The organism is Microbacterium sp., assembly GCF_047602155.1.
GTDB lineage: Bacteria > Actinomycetota > Actinomycetes > Actinomycetales > Microbacteriaceae > Microbacterium.
In genome coordinates, this window is sequence record NZ_JASGHZ010000001.1 from 352,453 (window position 1) to 367,517 (window position 15,065).

14 protein-coding genes are annotated in these 15,065 nt (G+C 69.7%); 3 read left to right on the forward strand and 11 right to left on the reverse strand.

Going from position 1 to position 15,065, the window contains the following annotated elements:
• Nucleotides 1-137 precede the first annotated feature (137 nt).
• Entirely contained in the window at nucleotides 138-962 is an 825-nt protein-coding gene (locus tag QM720_RS01695; RefSeq protein ID WP_415124440.1) for a sugar phosphate isomerase/epimerase family protein, read from the forward strand.
• A complete protein-coding gene (locus tag QM720_RS01700) occupies nucleotides 959-2,086 on the forward strand; it encodes a Gfo/Idh/MocA family protein (RefSeq protein WP_415124441.1) in 1,128 nt (375 codons plus the stop codon). The genes QM720_RS01695 and QM720_RS01700 overlap by 4 nt, the downstream gene beginning before the upstream one ends.
• Nucleotides 2,087-2,405: 319 nt before the next feature.
• Here the strand turns inward: QM720_RS01700 and QM720_RS01705 are convergent, their stop codons facing one another.
• From QM720_RS01705 to QM720_RS01755, 11 genes are all read right to left on the reverse strand, one after another.
• Complete coding sequence (locus QM720_RS01705) at nucleotides 2,406-3,101, reverse strand: class II aldolase/adducin family protein (RefSeq protein WP_415124442.1); 696 nt, start codon at nucleotides 3,099-3,101, stop codon at nucleotides 2,406-2,408.
• Nucleotides 3,098-4,105 (reverse strand): hypothetical protein, encoded by a 1,008-nt coding sequence (locus QM720_RS01710; protein WP_415124443.1) that lies wholly within the window; start codon nucleotides 4,103-4,105, stop codon nucleotides 3,098-3,100. Before QM720_RS01710 ends, QM720_RS01705 begins: the two co-directional genes overlap by 4 nt.
• A complete protein-coding gene (locus tag QM720_RS01715; protein ID WP_415124444.1) occupies nucleotides 4,102-5,229 on the reverse strand; it encodes an alcohol dehydrogenase catalytic domain-containing protein in 1,128 nt (375 codons plus the stop codon). Before QM720_RS01715 ends, QM720_RS01710 begins: the two co-directional genes overlap by 4 nt.
• Nucleotides 5,229-6,197 carry a TAXI family TRAP transporter solute-binding subunit gene (locus QM720_RS01720; protein ID WP_415124445.1) on the reverse strand — a complete coding sequence of 323 codons (969 nt, stop codon included), beginning with the start codon at nucleotides 6,195-6,197 and terminating at the stop codon, nucleotides 5,229-5,231. Before QM720_RS01720 ends, QM720_RS01715 begins: the two co-directional genes overlap by 1 nt.
• Before the next feature lie 69 nt (nucleotides 6,198-6,266).
• The gene (locus QM720_RS01725; protein WP_415124446.1) at nucleotides 6,267-6,926 is read right to left on the reverse strand and encodes an MBL fold metallo-hydrolase; all 660 of its coding nucleotides are present in this window, start codon (nucleotides 6,924-6,926) and stop codon (nucleotides 6,267-6,269) included.
• A 27-nt stretch (nucleotides 6,927-6,953) separates the two neighbouring features.
• Nucleotides 6,954-8,366: an aldehyde dehydrogenase family protein gene (locus QM720_RS01730; RefSeq protein ID WP_415124447.1), complete on the reverse strand. Its 1,413-nt coding sequence runs from the start codon at nucleotides 8,364-8,366 to the stop codon at nucleotides 6,954-6,956.
• Nucleotides 8,363-9,487, reverse strand: coding sequence for an NAD(P)-dependent alcohol dehydrogenase (locus QM720_RS01735; RefSeq protein ID WP_415124448.1), 1,125 nt, complete (start codon nucleotides 9,485-9,487; stop codon nucleotides 8,363-8,365). Before QM720_RS01735 ends, QM720_RS01730 begins: the two co-directional genes overlap by 4 nt.
• A gap of 43 nt (nucleotides 9,488-9,530) precedes the next feature.
• Nucleotides 9,531-10,439: an ABC transporter permease gene (locus QM720_RS01740; RefSeq protein WP_415124449.1), complete on the reverse strand. Its 909-nt coding sequence runs from the start codon at nucleotides 10,437-10,439 to the stop codon at nucleotides 9,531-9,533.
• On the reverse strand, nucleotides 10,426-11,532 hold the full coding sequence (locus QM720_RS01745) for an ABC transporter permease (RefSeq protein ID WP_415124450.1): 1,107 nt from the start codon (nucleotides 11,530-11,532) through the stop codon (nucleotides 10,426-10,428). Before QM720_RS01745 ends, QM720_RS01740 begins: the two co-directional genes overlap by 14 nt.
• Nucleotides 11,529-13,049 (reverse strand): ABC transporter ATP-binding protein, encoded by a 1,521-nt coding sequence (locus tag QM720_RS01750; RefSeq protein WP_415124451.1) that lies wholly within the window; start codon nucleotides 13,047-13,049, stop codon nucleotides 11,529-11,531. Before QM720_RS01750 ends, QM720_RS01745 begins: the two co-directional genes overlap by 4 nt.
• A gap of 8 nt (nucleotides 13,050-13,057) precedes the next feature.
• Entirely contained in the window at nucleotides 13,058-14,083 is a 1,026-nt protein-coding gene (locus QM720_RS01755; protein ID WP_415124452.1) for a BMP family lipoprotein, read from the reverse strand.
• A gap of 110 nt (nucleotides 14,084-14,193) precedes the next feature.
• On the opposite strand from QM720_RS01755, the gene QM720_RS01760 reads away from it, so the two are divergent.
• Nucleotides 14,194-14,985 carry an IclR family transcriptional regulator gene (locus tag QM720_RS01760; RefSeq protein WP_415124453.1) on the forward strand — a complete coding sequence of 264 codons (792 nt, stop codon included), beginning with the start codon at nucleotides 14,194-14,196 and terminating at the stop codon, nucleotides 14,983-14,985.
• Nucleotides 14,986-15,065 lie beyond the last annotated feature (80 nt).

The window sequence follows — 15,065 nt, forward strand, 5'->3', positions numbered from 1 at the left end:
ACCACCCGGTGGCGAGCCGCTCGAAACCCGCAGTCGCTGAGCAATTTGCCGACATCCGGCCCCAGAACCGCCCCGGTTCCAATACAGTGGCACCGAGCCGCGAGGTCGCGGCGCGAATCGAAACAAGGCAGGCCTCCATGACACTTCCCGCTGCGTCCGTACAGCTCTATACCCTCGTCAGCCAGTTCGCCGCCGATCCGCAGGGGTCGCTCGACAAGCTCGCCGCCATCGGCCTGCGCAACGTCGAGGCGTTCGCGTTCGTCGACCGCCCGCAGGAGATCCGCGCGGCACTCGATGCCGCGGGGCTCGTCTCCCCCACCGGTCACGCGCCGCTGCTGTCCGACGAGCTGTGGACGCCCGACGGCTCCATCCCGACGCCGGCGCCCGAGGTGGTGTTCGAGGCGGCCGCGACGATCGGCATCCAGACCGTCATCGACCCGTTCGTCGCGCCGGAGCGCTGGCTCACCGCCGACGGCGTCGCCGACATCGCCGAGCGCCTCAACCGCGCCGCCGACATCGGCGCCACGTTCGGCCTGTCGGTCGGCTACCACAACCACGCGCAGGAGTTCGTCGCTGACTTCGACGGCGTCTCGGCGTACGAACGGTTCGTCTCCCTCACCGACGAGCGCGTCGAGCTCGAGCTCGACCTGTTCTGGGCGCTCGCCGGCGGCCAGGACGTCCCCGCGCTCGTCGAGCGCCTGGGATCGCGCCTCGTGGCTCTGCACGTCAAGGACGGCATCGTCCCCGCCGGCAACCCGTGGGCGCCCGGTGCCCCCTCGTTCGGCACCGACAGCCTCGACCAGCGCCACGCCGGCACCGGCGACGTGCCCCTCGCCGCGGCACTGCGCGCGAACGGCAACGTCAAGTACGCCGTCATCGAGTACGACAACCCGCCCGGGGACGTGTTCGAGGACATCGCCGCCAGCTACGCGTTCCTCCGCGACGGCGGGTTCGTGGCATGACCGGCCCGGTCGGCATCGGTTTCATCGGCGTCGGTGTCATCAGCGACACCTACCTCGAGAACCTCAACTCGTTCCCCGACGTCGAGGTCGTCATCCTCGGTGACCTCGACACCGACCGCGCCGCGGCGCAGGCCGCCAAGCACGGCGTCGCCGAGTCGGGCACCTCCGAGGACGTGCTCGCGCATCCCGACGTGGACCTCGTGGTCAACCTCACGATCCCGGCCGCCCACATCGCCGTCTCGTCGGCGGCGATCGCCGCCGGCAAGCATGTGTGGACCGAGAAGCCGCTCGGCCTCGACCGCGACGGCGCCGCGGCGCTGCTGCGACAGGCGGCGGATGCCGGCCTGCGCATCGGCTCGGCGCCCGACACGATCCTCGGCCCGGGGTTCCAGACGGCCAAGCGCGCGATCCAGTCGGGCATCATCGGCGCGCCGCTGTTCGCGCAGACGGCCTTCCAGACGCAGGGTCCGGATGCCTGGCACCCGAGCCCCGCATTCCTGTTCGCCGAGGGCGCGGGCCCGCTCATGGACATGGGCCCGTACTACTTCAGCGCGCTGGTGAGCCTGTTCGGCGGAGCCGACCGGGTCGCAGCGCTCGGGGCGAAGCCCCGCCCCGAGCGGGCCGCCGCGATGGGTCCGCTGGCGGGCACGCCGTTCCCCGTCGAGGTTCCGACCACCGTCTCGGTGCTCGTCGCCTTCGATGGCGGACAGCAGTCGCAGTCGATGCTGAGCTTCGACTCGGCGCTGGAGCGCCACGGCGTGCTCGAGATCCACGGCACGGAAGGCTCGATCGTCCTGCCCGACCCGAACCGCTTCGAGGGCAAGATCGCCTACGTCAAGCCGATGGATGTCATCGCCGACGGCTTCGACCTCACGCAGAAGTTCATCGACGTCCCGCAGGAGGGCGTCGGCCCCGGCCGCGGCCTCGGCGTCGTCGACATGGTGCGCGCGATCGCCGAAGACCGGCCGCACATCGCGTCGGGCGAACTGGGCTACCACGTGCTCGACATCATGCTGTCGGCCGGCGAGTCCGCCGCCACCGGCGAGGTCGTGAAGGTGGCGAGCACCGTGGCGCCGGTCCCCGCCGTCGCGGTCGACTTCGACCCCTTCGCGCGCACGCTGTAACGCGGCCGCATCCGGCGGCATCCGCCCGCTGAGAAACCACTTTCGGCTCGAGAAACCACTGCAGAAGTGGTTTCTCGGCTGAAAGTGGTTTCTCACGCAGGGGATGCCGGTCGGGCCCGCGACGTAGTCGCCTCCGGTCGCGCGAACCCGCTCTGGACGACGTGGTCTGCGTAGTTCAGCCGGCACCGAGCGACGACAGCGCGGCCCCGGCGTGGGAGGGTCCGGGGTCCGTGCCGTGGATGCTCAGGCGACGGAATGGTCGGCATCCACCCACAACGATGCGGGTTGGCGGTCGAACGGTGCAGGCTGAGTGCCGGCCTCAGGCCGGCGGGGCGGCGCGACGCAGGAGGTAGGCGTAGCCGGCCTCGAACTGTGCCGCCGGCCAGACGTGCGCCTGCTTCTGCCGCAGCTCCTCCTCGTCGGAATACGACCGGATCGTGCCCGCAGCGGCCGCATCCAGATGCAGCTGGCACGCCGACTCCAGCAGCACCGCATGCATCACGGCCTCGGCATCGGTACGCCCGACCGCGAGGAACCCGTGCCGGGGCATGAGGCAGGCGGGCGCTCCGCCCAGGGCCGCGGCCACGGCGGCACCACGCTGCGGATCGCCGACGAGGTCGCCCGAGATCCCGGCCCGCGGAATCTGCGGCAAAGCGAACGGCACCCCATCGTGCGAGAGTGCGCGCAGGGGCTCGTCCAGAGCCGAGAACGCATTCACCGCGGGGGCGTGGGAGTGCACGCTCATCACGACGTCGCCTCGCACACGCAACGTCTCCAGGTGGAGGAAGCACTCGATGTGCACACTCCCCCGGCCCTGCCGCAGGCTGCCGTCCCAGCCGACCAACTGCACATCATCGAGCCCCAGCTCGTCGTAGCCGACCCCAGACCGCTTGATCCAGATGCCGTCACCGCCCTCATCCCGGAGCGCGACGTGACCCCACACCATGTCCTGCTGGCCGGCGGCGGCGAGCGCACGCCCGGCGTCCACGACCCGCTGCAAGGCCGTCGACGTCATGAATCCGCCGCCCCGAACAGTGCGGCGCGGTAGGCCTCGATGCGCGCGTGATCCCACTGCTCGGAGTCCGCGGCGGCGTCCCACACGCAGTCGAGCTTGCCTGTCGTCACGGTGGTGATGTGCCGGCTGGCGCCCTTGACCACACTGGCATAGGCGACGCCGAGCGGGATGTGCACGAAGGAGCCCGGTGTGAGCTCGACGACGCCGTTGGCGCTGATCAGCAGGCGAGTACCCTCGATCTGGTACTGAACCTCGTCCACATTGCGCCGACGTCGGTAGAGCGTACCGTCGCTGTCGGTGATGTCCACGACGCCGATCGCGTGCTGCGCGCCCCGCCACACCCAAGACGTACTGTCGGTGTCGACGTGCGACGACAGCACAGCCAGCCGCCCGCTCTCGTGATGGGCCTGCTCGAGGAGCAGCGTCTCGTCGGACAGCTGCACAGCCCGGTCGCAATGCCGTCCGCCCAGGCAGTCGGTGTGCACCTCGTTGACCGTCTCTGCCTGCCACCCGGCGAACGGCGGGATGAGCACCTCGGCGGTGCGCACGACTACTCCCACATCGTGCAGGGGCGCCGGGAAGTACCAGAGGATGTGACTGCCGCGCCGGCCGTAGTTGTCGTGCGCGACGCCGACCGGAATCCGCACGAAGTCACCGTCGCGCAGCTCGACAGTGCCGTGCTCGGTCATCAGCGTCCGCTCACCGCGGATCTGGTAGGACATCTCGTCGACGTCGAGATTGCGGTGGTACATAGGCTGACGGAAGTTCATCTGCATCCACTCGATGCGCCCGGTCTCGCCCTCCCAGAGGATCCGTGGCGGGATGAAAGCGCCGTCCTGGTAGGTCTGGTCGAAGTGCACGACCTTCAGCGGCGGGATGGGATCCCACGAGACACCGGGCATGCGGGGCACGGCGCGCGACAGCAGCAACTCCTCGTCGCGGCGCAGAACCCGGGGCTCACCGTCGAAGGGGAACTCGTCGAAATACTCGGTCACGATCGTCAACTTGCGTCTCCTCTGTTCTCGTCCGCCTTCACGGTGCCGGCGAGCCGACCGGGGTTCACGACGGCCATCCACATCGGCTCGGCCCGAGAGCTGAAGTTGTCGCGCGCCAGGTGCGCCTCATCGAGTGCCAGGCGGTGGGTGATGAGGCGACGATAGCGATCGGGATCGGCCGCGAGCAGCCGCAGGGCGTCGTGGGCGTCCTTACGGGTGCCGTTGCGCGTGCCGATGAAGCTGATGCAGTGGATCGAGAATGCCGCCGGCGGGATCACGAAGGGTTCGGGGTTGACGCCCATGTGCACGATGCGGCTGCCCGTGCGCAGACCGCCGAAGATGAACGAGGTGCCCTTGCCTCCGGGCAGGTAGTCGATGGCGGCGTGCGCACCGGCCGGAGCGATCGCGCGGATGCGTCCCGCAACCGACTGCGCCGTGTCGTCGTCCCCCAGCACCAGCGGGGTGACGAGGTCGGGGTCAAGATCGACGACCTGCGCGAGGCGGTCGGCATCGCGGCCCACGGCGATGATCTGGCGCACGCCGAACTCGCGGGCGATCGCGATGGTGGCAACGCCCATGGCACCCGTGGCGGCGGTCACGATGATCACGGCCTGCGGCCCGGTCTCGGCCAGCTTCAGCGCGCGCACGGCGTTGGCGAAGTCGTGCGCCTTGGCGCCGAGCTCGGCGTCGACCTTGTCGGGCAGGAGGTCGAGATTGTCGACCGGCACGAGCACCTGCTGCGCCAGACCGCCGTCGTGGTAGCGGCTGTAGCGCGGCATGGCCTCGGGGCCGAACACGGCATGGCCGATCATCGCGTTCTGCGCGCACATCATCTCGCGGTCCGTCGTGCAGTAATCGCAGACGCCGCAGGAGAGCAGCGGATGCACGCGTACGCGCCTTCCGACGAGGTCGGTGCGTGCCTCATCACCCACCGACACGACGGTGCCGGCGATCTCGTGCCCGAACGTCGTGGGCAGGATCGGCACGGCGCCCATCCGCAGCAGGCTGAAGGCACCGGGAGCGAGCCCGGCGGCCTCGACCGCGACCACGGCTTCTCCGGGCCCGGCTACCGGATCCGGCAGCTCGTAGACGCCCAGCTCTCCGTTCTTGTCGATGACCTGGGATGCCAGCATCAGCGTGCCTCCTGTTCTGCGGCCGCGCGCCGGTAGGCGGCGTCGACGGCGGGGTGAAGGGGGATGGGGGTGCGACGAGCCTCGCGGAAGTCGATCGGGTAGCGCAGCGGCGAATAGTCCAGGGGAAGATGCCGGTAGCCGCGGTCGAGCGCGGAGCCGTTCTCGATGAACGCCCGCGCGAGCAACTCCGCCGTCTCGTCGTCGAGGCGGGAGGTCGTGAGGCAGATCCAGTCGGAGTAGTCCAGCGCCACGATCGGCTCCTCGTGGCCGGAGAAATAGCCGCCGGGGATGCCGATCACGCCCAGCCCGTCCTCGTCGTGGATGCGCTGCACCTCGGCATCCGACAAGCTGAGGAAGCGCACGTCCTGCTCGGTGGCGAGCGCCTGCCAGTCCGGCGTCATGATGGCCTCCGACACCATCAGGTCCGCGCGCCCCTCACGCAGGTCGGCGACCGCGTCGAACGGCTGCTCGTGGCGAGTGATCGTGCCGCCTCGGCGGGCGATCTCATCCAGGTCGACGCCGCCGGCGCGCAGCACGAGATCACCTGCGTAGCCCATGAAGCCGTCAGGGTCGTTCACTCCGAGCGCGATGCGTAGGGGTCCGGCGTGCGCGGCGACCTCTGCCAGCGACGAAAGGCCGAGGTCTGCACGGACGGCAGGGACCATGGCATCGCGGTGCGAGAGGACGCCGATGGCGAGCAGGTCGTCCAGCCCTCGCCCGGCGAAGGGGCCACGGCCCTCGCGGGCGAGGCGGGCGAACGACGCGGGCGTGGCGAACGCGATGTCGACCTCTCCTCGGGACAGCGCCACGAGATTGTCGCCCATGCCCCGCCCGGTGTGGATCAGCCCGCGGCGGTTGTCCTCGGTGTTGTCCCACACCCATTGCGTCAGCCAGCCCGCAGCGCGCAGCAGGTTCGCCCCACCCCAATCCGCCTTGATCCGCAGCGGCGGCCGGCGTTGCGTGTCCATGCCCGTCTCCTTCGACATTCCTACAATATGCTAGTTGCGTCCTGCAATTCAAGACTATGTTGGGCGTGGTCAGTGCAGGTCGATTGCCTCGCCTCGGGTCGGCACAAGCACCGCAGTGCCCTCGGGTGCGAACTTGCCGATCAGCGCGCGATGCATCTGCTGATGCGCGGGAGCCAGGCCGCCGTCGTGCACCGGCAGCGCGGCGTCGGGGGCCACCTGGCGCAGGTAGTCGATCGTCTCGGAGAGCTTCATCCACGGCGCGCCCGTGGGCAGCAGCAGCAGGTCGACGGGAGACTCCGGCACGGCGAAGGCGTCACCCGGGGCGAAGACCCGCCCGCCGATGAGGTAGCCGTAGTCCTGCGGCAGAGGCACCCCTGGATAGATCTGCTCGTGCGTCCACGCCGACACCTCGACGTCCACGCCGGCGATCCGGATGCTGCCGGGCTCCACGGGATGCACGTCCTCCAGGCCCGCCTCCGCTGCCACTCGCATCGACTCGGCGTCTCCGTACAGCGGAGCCGACCCCGTTCCGCGCACACGCCGAACCTGCTCGGCGTCGAGGTGATCGCCGTGCGCGTGCGTGATGAGAATGGCGTCCAGCCCCTCGATCGGATCGAGCTGCGGAGCCAGCGAACCCGGGTCCAGCAGCAGGCGGACCCGGGCGCCGTCCGCCCCCTCCGTCTCCACCAGTACGCAGGAGTGGCCGAGGGGGGTGATGCGCATCGTCATGAAGATGCCTTCCTTTCGTCGCTGTTGCTAAGACACCTGCGCCGCGGCTGCGGCGCCGTGCAGGTAGAGGGAGCGCTGCTCCGTGAAGAACCGGACGGACTCCCACCCGCCCAGCCTGCCCATGCCCGAGGCGGCAAGCCCCCCGAACGGAACGTGCGGTTCATCGCCGACGGAGGGTCCGTTCACGTGCACAGCCCCGGCTCGCAGGAGGTGCGCCAGCCGCTCGGCCGCGCTGTGATCAGCGGAGATCACCGCAGCGATCAGACCCAACTCGCCCGCGTTCGCACGTCGCACCGCGTCATCGTCGCTGTCGAAGGCCTCGATGCTGACGATCGGCGCGAACCCCTCTTCCACGGCGAACCGGCAAGAGTCGCCGACATCGGTGAGCACGGTCGGCTGCGCCCAGCGCCCATCCGACGTGCCGCCGGCGAGGATCTTGGCCCCGCCGCGCCGTGCATCCTCGACCAGCTCTGTGAAGTGAGCGGCCGCGCGGTCGTTGATCAACGGGCCGAGGTCGGTGCCGGCGTTGCGCGGATCGCCGACGACCATGCCGCGGGCGGCATCAGCCATCCGCTCGCACAGCTCCTCGTAGCGGCTGCGGTGCACGAGCAGCCGGTCGGTGCACATGCAGACCTGGCCCGAGTTCGCAAACGCCGAGAAGGCCAGCGGCCCGGTCCATCGGGCAAGGTCCGCGTCGCCGCGCACGATCGTGACGTTCTTGCCGCCCAGCTCCATCACCGAAGGTGTCAGCGCGGCACCCGCCCTGGCGGCGATCGCGCGTCCCACTGGCGTGGAGCCGATGAAGGCCACCCGGCGCACCCGCTCGTCCTGTACGAGGGCGTCGATGAGGTGCCGCCCCTCACCGGGGGCGCTCGTCACGACCGGCAGCACCTCGGACGGCACCCCCGAGCGCACCAGCGCGTCGGCCAGCAGGTGACCGGCGGCGATGGGGGCCTCCTCGCTCGGGCGGATGATCACGGCGTTGCCCAGCGCCAGGGAGATCGCGCTGGAGCGGGCCGCAAGGATCACCGGTGCGTTCCATGGCACGATCGAGAGCGAGACGCCCACCGGCACCCGCAGCGAGTGATTGCGCGTGCCGGGGTCGGCTGACGGGAGAATCTCTCCGGTGGGGCCGCTGACCACCGCCGCCGCCTCGCGTAGCGTCGCGGCCGACTCGTGCACGTTCATCTCGGCCCAGGGACGCGTGGCGCCGATCTCGCGCGCGAGCAGCGCCACGTGATCCTCCACCTCTGCCTCCAGCAGATCGGCGGCATCCAGGAGGATACGACGACGCTGAGCGAACGGGCGCCGGGCCCAGTCCGGCTGCGCTTCCGACGCGACGCGGACGCGGTCGATGGCATCCTCCGGGCACAGGGCAGGAAATTCCCCCACCAGCGCGCCGTCGATCGGGGAAAGGTCCGGGAAGGTGGCCACGGTCATGCGTCCTCCATGATCAGCACGGGCTTGATGGTGCGTCCGCCCGCGGCATCCGCGGCGGCCTCGCCGATTTCGGCGAACGAGTAACGGCGCTCGAGTCGTTCCAGGGGGAATCGACCGCTGCGGTGCAGGGCGATCAACTGTGGCACGAAACGCTCCGGTTCGCTGTCGCCGAGAGTGACTCCGACGATCCTGCGCCCGGGGAGGTGCGCGTTGACGTCGAAGGAGGCGCGGGAGCCCGCGCGTGGAGCGCCCACCACGGCGCAGGTGCCACCCACCCCCAGCGCCCCGATCATCGTCTCGAGCACGCCGACGTTGCCGGTGGTCTCGACCACTGCGTGCACCCCTGCGCCCGCCGTCAACTCGCCGAGCGCTGTCGCCACATCGGTTGTCGTGGCGTCCACCACATCGGTCGCCCCCAGTTCGCGGGCCAGATTCAGCCGCTCGGGCACCCGGTCGATCACGACGATCCGCTGCACCGACACCGCCCCTGCCGCCATCACCGCCGCGAGGCCCACGGCCCCGGCGCCGCTCACCGCGAGCACCTCGTCCGGCGCCGGGCGAAGCACATTGAGCACCGCGCCCGCGCCCGTCTGCAGCCCACATCCGAGGGGCGCGTACAGGGCGAGGTCATCGTCAGAGATGTCGTCGCCCAGTCGCACCAGTGAACGCTCGTCGGCAATCGCCTGGCGCGCGAACGAAGACTGACCGAAGAAGTGCGCGTGCAGCGGCCCTCCCTCGGCATCCGTCATCGTCGGCGTGCCGTCCGCGCGAGCCCCGCCGAGCAGGTTCCAGGGCAGGTGATGGTCGCAGTACGCCGGATGCCCGCCGCGGCACTGCCGACAGCGCCCGCACGAGGTGAAGGTCATCAACACCGCATCCCCCGGACGCACCCGAGTGACAGCGGCACCTACGGCGCGCACCCGCCCGGCACCCTCGTGACCGAGCACTCCCGGCAGCGGGAAGGGGATCACACCGGATGCTGCGCTCAGATCGGTGTGGCACATGCCCACGGCCACCACATCCACGAGCACCTCGTCACCACGAAGATCGTCGAGTTCCACGGGCGCGATCCGAAATCCGCCCGGCTCCCCGGTGGCGATCGCAGCGATCGTCTGCATCATGACCTCTCCTTCACTGCCCGACGAGTCGGGACAATCGTCGTTCTCATGCCGCGCGTACGGCGACGGTGCGACGCACGCTACGCCGCGACAGCAGGATCAACGCGACCAGGGCGACCGCGTACGGGAACAACACAGTGATCTCGTGCGGCACCACATCGTTGGTCGTCTGGTAGCCGAGCGCCGTCACCAGTCCGAAGCCGACGCTGATCACCGCGACGAGCGCGACGTTGCCGCGAGAGAAGATCACCACGGCCAGGGCGACGAAACCCACGCCTCCGGTCATCCCCACGGTGAACAGCGACAGCTGACCGAGGCTGATCTGCACGCCGGCGAGCGCGGCGAACACGAAGCACCAGATCTGCGCAAGCACGCGCCGACGCAGCACGCCGACACCGGAGGCGGCCAGGGCTTGCGGATGCGACCCGGCAGCGCGCCAGTAGAGCACGCCCACCGAACGGCGATCCCAGATCATGAGTCCGGCGACGAGCAGGACCGCGAGCCAGGTGAGGATGCTGTGCCCGGACAGCAGCGCGCCCACCAGCGGCACGTCCGCCAGACCCGGGATGATGATCGCGGGCAGGCCGGGGGTGGCGGGGTCGGCAAGGTTGCCCTTGACGCCGAAGAGAATAGTCAACAAGTATGCCGTTGCGGCCCCGGCGAAGACGAACAGCACGATCCCGGCGACGAACACATCGACCTTGAGCCCGGCCACGAGCACCCCGAAGCACAGTCCCGCCAGCGCCGCCAGCGCGATCGTGATGGCCAGCGCCGCCCAGATGGAGCCGGTCCACAGCCCCACAGCGACCCCGAAGAAGGCGCCGAAGATCATGATGCCGTCCAAGCCGATGTTGATGTCGCGGGTCCACAGTGTCGGTAGACCCGCCAGCGCGGCCAACAGGATGGGGGTGGTCGTGCGAATGCACGATCCCAGCAGCACGTCAAGCCATTCCACGGCGCCTCCTCCAGAGATCGGAGATCAGGGCCGCCAGCCCCGGCGAGGCGGCGGCCGTGATGAGCACGGTGCAGATCACGAGCACCGCCAGATCGGATGGCACGTGCGCGATCTGCTCGATCTTGCGGCTCGCGGCGTGCATCACCGCGTAGACGAGCACCCAGATGATCGCGGGCAGCACGCGGGCGCGTCCCATCAGCGCCAACATGATCGCCACCCATCCGATGCCCACGGCGATCTCAGAGGTGAAGCGGCCCTGCGCCGCGACGACCAGCAGCGCGCCGGCGATGCCGCACAGCGCGCCCGAGGTGGCGCAGGCGAGGATCTGCGATCGGGCGACATTCATCCCGACCGCGCGGGCGAACGCCGGCGATTCCCCGGCCATCCGCCACCGGTAGCCGGTCACCGCGCGCTCCATCACCCACCACACGAGTGCGCAGAGCACCAGGACCAGGAACACGGCGCTGGTCAACTGGGTGCGCGGCAGCAGCACGGGAAGCTGGGCCGAAGGCAGGATCGGAACCGTCGCACCCGGAGCCTCGGCCTCCGGGTCGCTGAAGACGTTCTTGGCGAGGAAGATGCAGGTCGACACGAGAACGTAGTTGCCCAGCAGCGTCGACAACACGATGTCGACCTTCCAGCGCACTGCCAACCAACCGAACACGGCCGAGACCGCACCCGAAACGATCGCGGCGGAGCCGATGGCAAGCGCCTGGTGCAGCACCGGGAGCGTGCCGGCGAGCGCGCTGCCGGTGACGGCGCCGACGAGTGCACCGACGTAGATCTGGCCCTCGGCGCCTACCGAGAACAGGCCCGCGCGGAAGGCGATCACGACGCCGACGGTCGCGACGAGCAACGGCAGAGCCCAGGCGACGGTGCGCGCGAGGGCTTCGGGGGTGCCCACCGCGTACTGCAGGCCAACGGCGATCGTGGGGAGACCTTGGAACCCCCCGAACTGGATGAGGACGATGGCCAGGAGGATCCCCACGGCTGGCGCGAGCAGGTGACGCACGGCGTGGGCCGGCGTCTGCCGCCAGGCGAACCTCTTCGGGCGACGGAAGGTGGCGATCGCCGTGCTGGCGGTGTCGGTCATCTTCCCTCCGTCAGGTGCGCGCCGGCCATCGCGCGGCCGAGCTCCTCGCGCGAGGTACCGGCGGCGTCGGCAACCAGCGCGATCTCACCGCGGTACAGCACAAGGATCCGGTCGCAGATCCGCAGCAGCTCATCAAGATCCGCCGAGACCATGACCGCCGCCGCACCCGTGGCGATGTGGCGCGACAGCGCACCGTAGATGCCCTCAGCCGACCCCAGGTCGACACCCCGGGTGGGCTGCGAGAGCACGAGCAGCGCCGGCTCCGCGTCGAGTTCGCGTGCAACGACCACTTTTTGCTGGTTGCCGCCGGAGAGGGTGGATGCCGGGCTCTGCAGGGATGCGGTCACCACCCCGAACGCCTGCACGACGCCGAACGCCCACGCGCGCAGCCGACGGGTGAGCGCGGGCCCGAAGGGAGCTGCCGCACCACGCCGACGGGCAAGCCGCAGCGGCGCCAGTCCCTCCAGCACCGAGGCATGCAGCGGCAACCCCTCGCGGTGGCGGTCCTCGGGGACCACGGCGACGCCCGCGCAACGGCGCTGCGCGATCGTCTCGCGGGAGATCTCCCGCCCGTCGAGGCGGATGCTGCCCGCCTGCGGTTGGGCACCGCCTGCGAGCAGGGCGGCCAGGCTGTTCTGCCCGTTGCCGTCAACGCCGGCGATTCCGAGGATCTCCCCTTCGCGCACCGCGAAGTCCAGGTTCCGGACCGCTGTGTCCGGTGCCTGTCGCCCGCTCAGCCCCTCGACCTCCAGGCGCAAGCGCGACGTGGGGGCCGTGCGCTCGATGCGTCCGAGCACCACGTCGCTGCGACCGGTCATCCGTTCGACAAGCTCGTCCACGCCGACCGCGTCGACGTCGAACGTCCCCCGCGTGCGACCCTTGCGCAGCACCGTGACCCGGTCGGCAGCCGCCTTCACCTCCCACAGCTTGTGGGTGATGAAGATGACCGAGACCCCCGTGGCAGCGAGGGTTCGCAGCGTGCGAAACAGCTCGGCTGTCTCCTGCGGGGTGAGCACGGCCGTGGGCTCGTCCAGGATCATCACCCGCGCGTCGCGGGCGATCACCTTCAGTATCTCGACCCGCTGCTGGTCGGCGACGCTGAGCTCACCCACCTGCCGGCGCGCGTCGAGGTCGAGCCCGAGGGCGGCCATCGGCGCGGTGAGCGCCCGAGCGCTCGCCGCGCGATCGATGAATCCCAGTCTGCGGGGTTCGCGCCCCAGCAGCACATTGCGCTCGACGCTGAACTCGGGCACGAGCATGAAATGCTGATGCACCATCCCGATTCCCGCGTCGATGGCATCGGCGACGCGGTGGAACTCGATCCGCGTCCCGTCGATCTCTAGGTGGCCCTGGTCGGGACGGTACATGCCGTAGAGCATCTTCATGAGGGTGCTCTTGCCGGCCCCGTTCTCGCCCACCAGAGCGTGAACCTCGCCCCGGCGCAGTTCGAAGTCGACGTCGGCGTTCGCGATGAGCTCGCCGAACCGCTTCCCCAGCCCGACTGCCCGCAGGGCCACCTCGACCATCAGCGCGCGGCGCCCGTCGGGGTGATCTTGCCCGCCGTGATGTCTGCGATGACGGCCTGCACCGAAGCCTGCTGCGCGGCGTCGAGGAAAGCCGGGTTGAAATCGACGATGAAGGCGCCCTCGGCCCAACCGTAGGTGCGCACCTCGCCCTTCTTCAGCGTGCCATCGACGAAGCCCTGCGCCGCATCGAGGATCAGTACCGCCGTGTCGTCGTTGACGACCGCGGGGCTGACGTCGGGAACATCGGCGGAGGCCGCGAGGATCGGCGCGATCTCCACCCCGCTCTCGGCAGCCTTCACCGCGCCCTGACCGGACAGCCCGGCGGACGAGTACACGACGTAGGCACCCTGTTGTGCGAGGGCGGTCGCCGTCTCCAGCCCCTTGCCCGGGTCGCTGAACGAGCCCACGAACTGCGACACGACCGACAGCTCCGGTGCCAGCGCAGCCACGCCCTGGGTGAGGCCGGCCTCGCAATCGGCCATGCTGGGAGCCTCGAACCCTCCCATGAAGCCGACGGCGGTGGCATCCGTGCCCTCGCTCACGAGAGCGGCGATGGTGCCGCCGACGTAGCAGGACTCGGCATACCGGTAGGCGACCGAGACGACGGACGCGTCGGAGACGACGCCGTTGACGAAGACGAAGGTCGTATCGGCGTTGTCGGCGGCCGCTGCCACGGTGGCGTCGATGGCCTGGTTGCCCACCACGAACACCAGCTGATTCACATCGGCAGCGTCCTGCAGCAGGGGTGCGTAGTTCTGCGTCTCGAGTTTGCCTTCGTAGGTCGTCACCGTGGCGCCGAGGTCGTTCTCGAGGTCGGCGATGGTAGCGAAGGCCGCATCGTAGTAGCTGTGGTCACCGAAGGCGTTGGCGACGAAGAGGCCGATCGACACCGGCTGCGCGGCGGTCTCGCCATCGGTGGCCGAGGGGTTCGCGGTCTCGGGCGCCTGGCCCGCGCAGGAAGCCAGAGCGAGGGCGGCGATGCCGGCGAGCACCGCACCGGCGAACCGGGAAGTCCGCTGAGTCATGAGATTCTCCTTTGAATCGAGAGTGTCCTAGCATTCAATACTACTGTCCTGTTTTTAGCAACCATGTTTTGAGTATCGCCCACCGCGGCACGACCGGAGAGTCTGGTTAGATGGCACTCATGGCCCAGGGCAGCGGATATCGCGAGCGCAACAGCACGGCGGATCGCGCCCTCAACGTCTTGCAGATGTTCACGGAGGAGCGACCCGAGATCTCAGCGATCGAAGTCGCCGAAAGCCTGGGGGTCGCCCGCTCCACCGCCTACCGCTACCTGCAGACGCTCGTGCAGGCCGACTTTCTCTCCGAGAACGGCCGCGGGGGCTTCCGCCTTGGCCTTCACATCGTGGAACTCTCCCGCATCGCCCGCAAGGGATACGGGCTCAGCGACCTCTCGATCCCGGTGATGCGCGAGCTCGCCGAGCGGTTCCACCAGACCGTGCTGCTGACCAAGCGCATGGGCGGATCCGTCATCTGCCTCGAGCGCGAAGAGGCCCAGGCACAGTACGTGCGCCTGTCCTACGAGCGCGGATCGGTGCTCGACATCAACGCGGGCGCCTCCGCGATCGTGCTGCTCGCCGGCGAGACCGAGGAAGAGGTCCGGCGCATCCTCGCCGACGCGCCGCTGCGCCGTTTCACCGAGCACACGATGACCACCCCCGATGCCATCATCGAGCGACTCGCCCGCATCCGAGAAGAAGGGTACGCGGTGTCCGCGGGCGAGGTCGACCCCACCGCGATGGGAATCGCCGCTCCGATCAGTCGCCCCGACGGCACCGCCCTCGCCGCGCTCAGCGTCGTGCTGATCCGCTCGCTCGTCGACGATGACCAGGTCGCCGAGATCACCCGGAGGGTGATCGAAGCCGCCGCACACCTGAGCGAGCGGGCAGCACTGCTCGAGCTCTGAGCCCAGGGCGCCCCGCCCCGCCCGTGCTGGCACGATCGCTCGCGCGCCACGAACTCCTTGCCTTGTTCTGTTTTTCAGAT

Excerpts from the sequence above, each read along its gene's own strand:
- QM720_RS01695 (WP_415124440.1), top strand. The coding sequence starts at position 138 with ATGACACTTCCCGCTGCGTCCGTACAGCTCTATACCCTCGTCAGCCAG.
- QM720_RS01725 (WP_415124446.1), bottom strand. The coding sequence starts at position 6,926 with ATGACGATGCGCATCACCCCCCTCGGCCACTCCTGCGTACTGGTGGAG.
- QM720_RS01735 (WP_415124448.1), bottom strand. The coding sequence starts at position 9,487 with ATGATGCAGACGATCGCTGCGATCGCCACCGGGGAGCCGGGCGGATTT.
- QM720_RS01720 (WP_415124445.1), bottom strand. The coding sequence starts at position 6,197 with ATGGACACGCAACGCCGGCCGCCGCTGCGGATCAAGGCGGATTGGGGT.
- QM720_RS01745 (WP_415124450.1), bottom strand. The coding sequence starts at position 11,532 with ATGACCGACACCGCCAGCACGGCGATCGCCACCTTCCGTCGCCCGAAG.
- QM720_RS01700 (WP_415124441.1), top strand. The coding sequence starts at position 959 with ATGACCGGCCCGGTCGGCATCGGTTTCATCGGCGTCGGTGTCATCAGC.
- QM720_RS01760 (WP_415124453.1), top strand. The coding sequence starts at position 14,194 with ATGGCACTCATGGCCCAGGGCAGCGGATATCGCGAGCGCAACAGCACG.
- QM720_RS01755 (WP_415124452.1), bottom strand. The coding sequence starts at position 14,083 with ATGACTCAGCGGACTTCCCGGTTCGCCGGTGCGGTGCTCGCCGGCATC.
- QM720_RS01730 (WP_415124447.1), bottom strand. The coding sequence starts at position 8,366 with ATGACCGTGGCCACCTTCCCGGACCTTTCCCCGATCGACGGCGCGCTG.
- QM720_RS01705 (WP_415124442.1), bottom strand. The coding sequence starts at position 3,101 with ATGACGTCGACGGCCTTGCAGCGGGTCGTGGACGCCGGGCGTGCGCTC.
- QM720_RS01715 (WP_415124444.1), bottom strand. The coding sequence starts at position 5,229 with ATGCTGGCATCCCAGGTCATCGACAAGAACGGAGAGCTGGGCGTCTAC.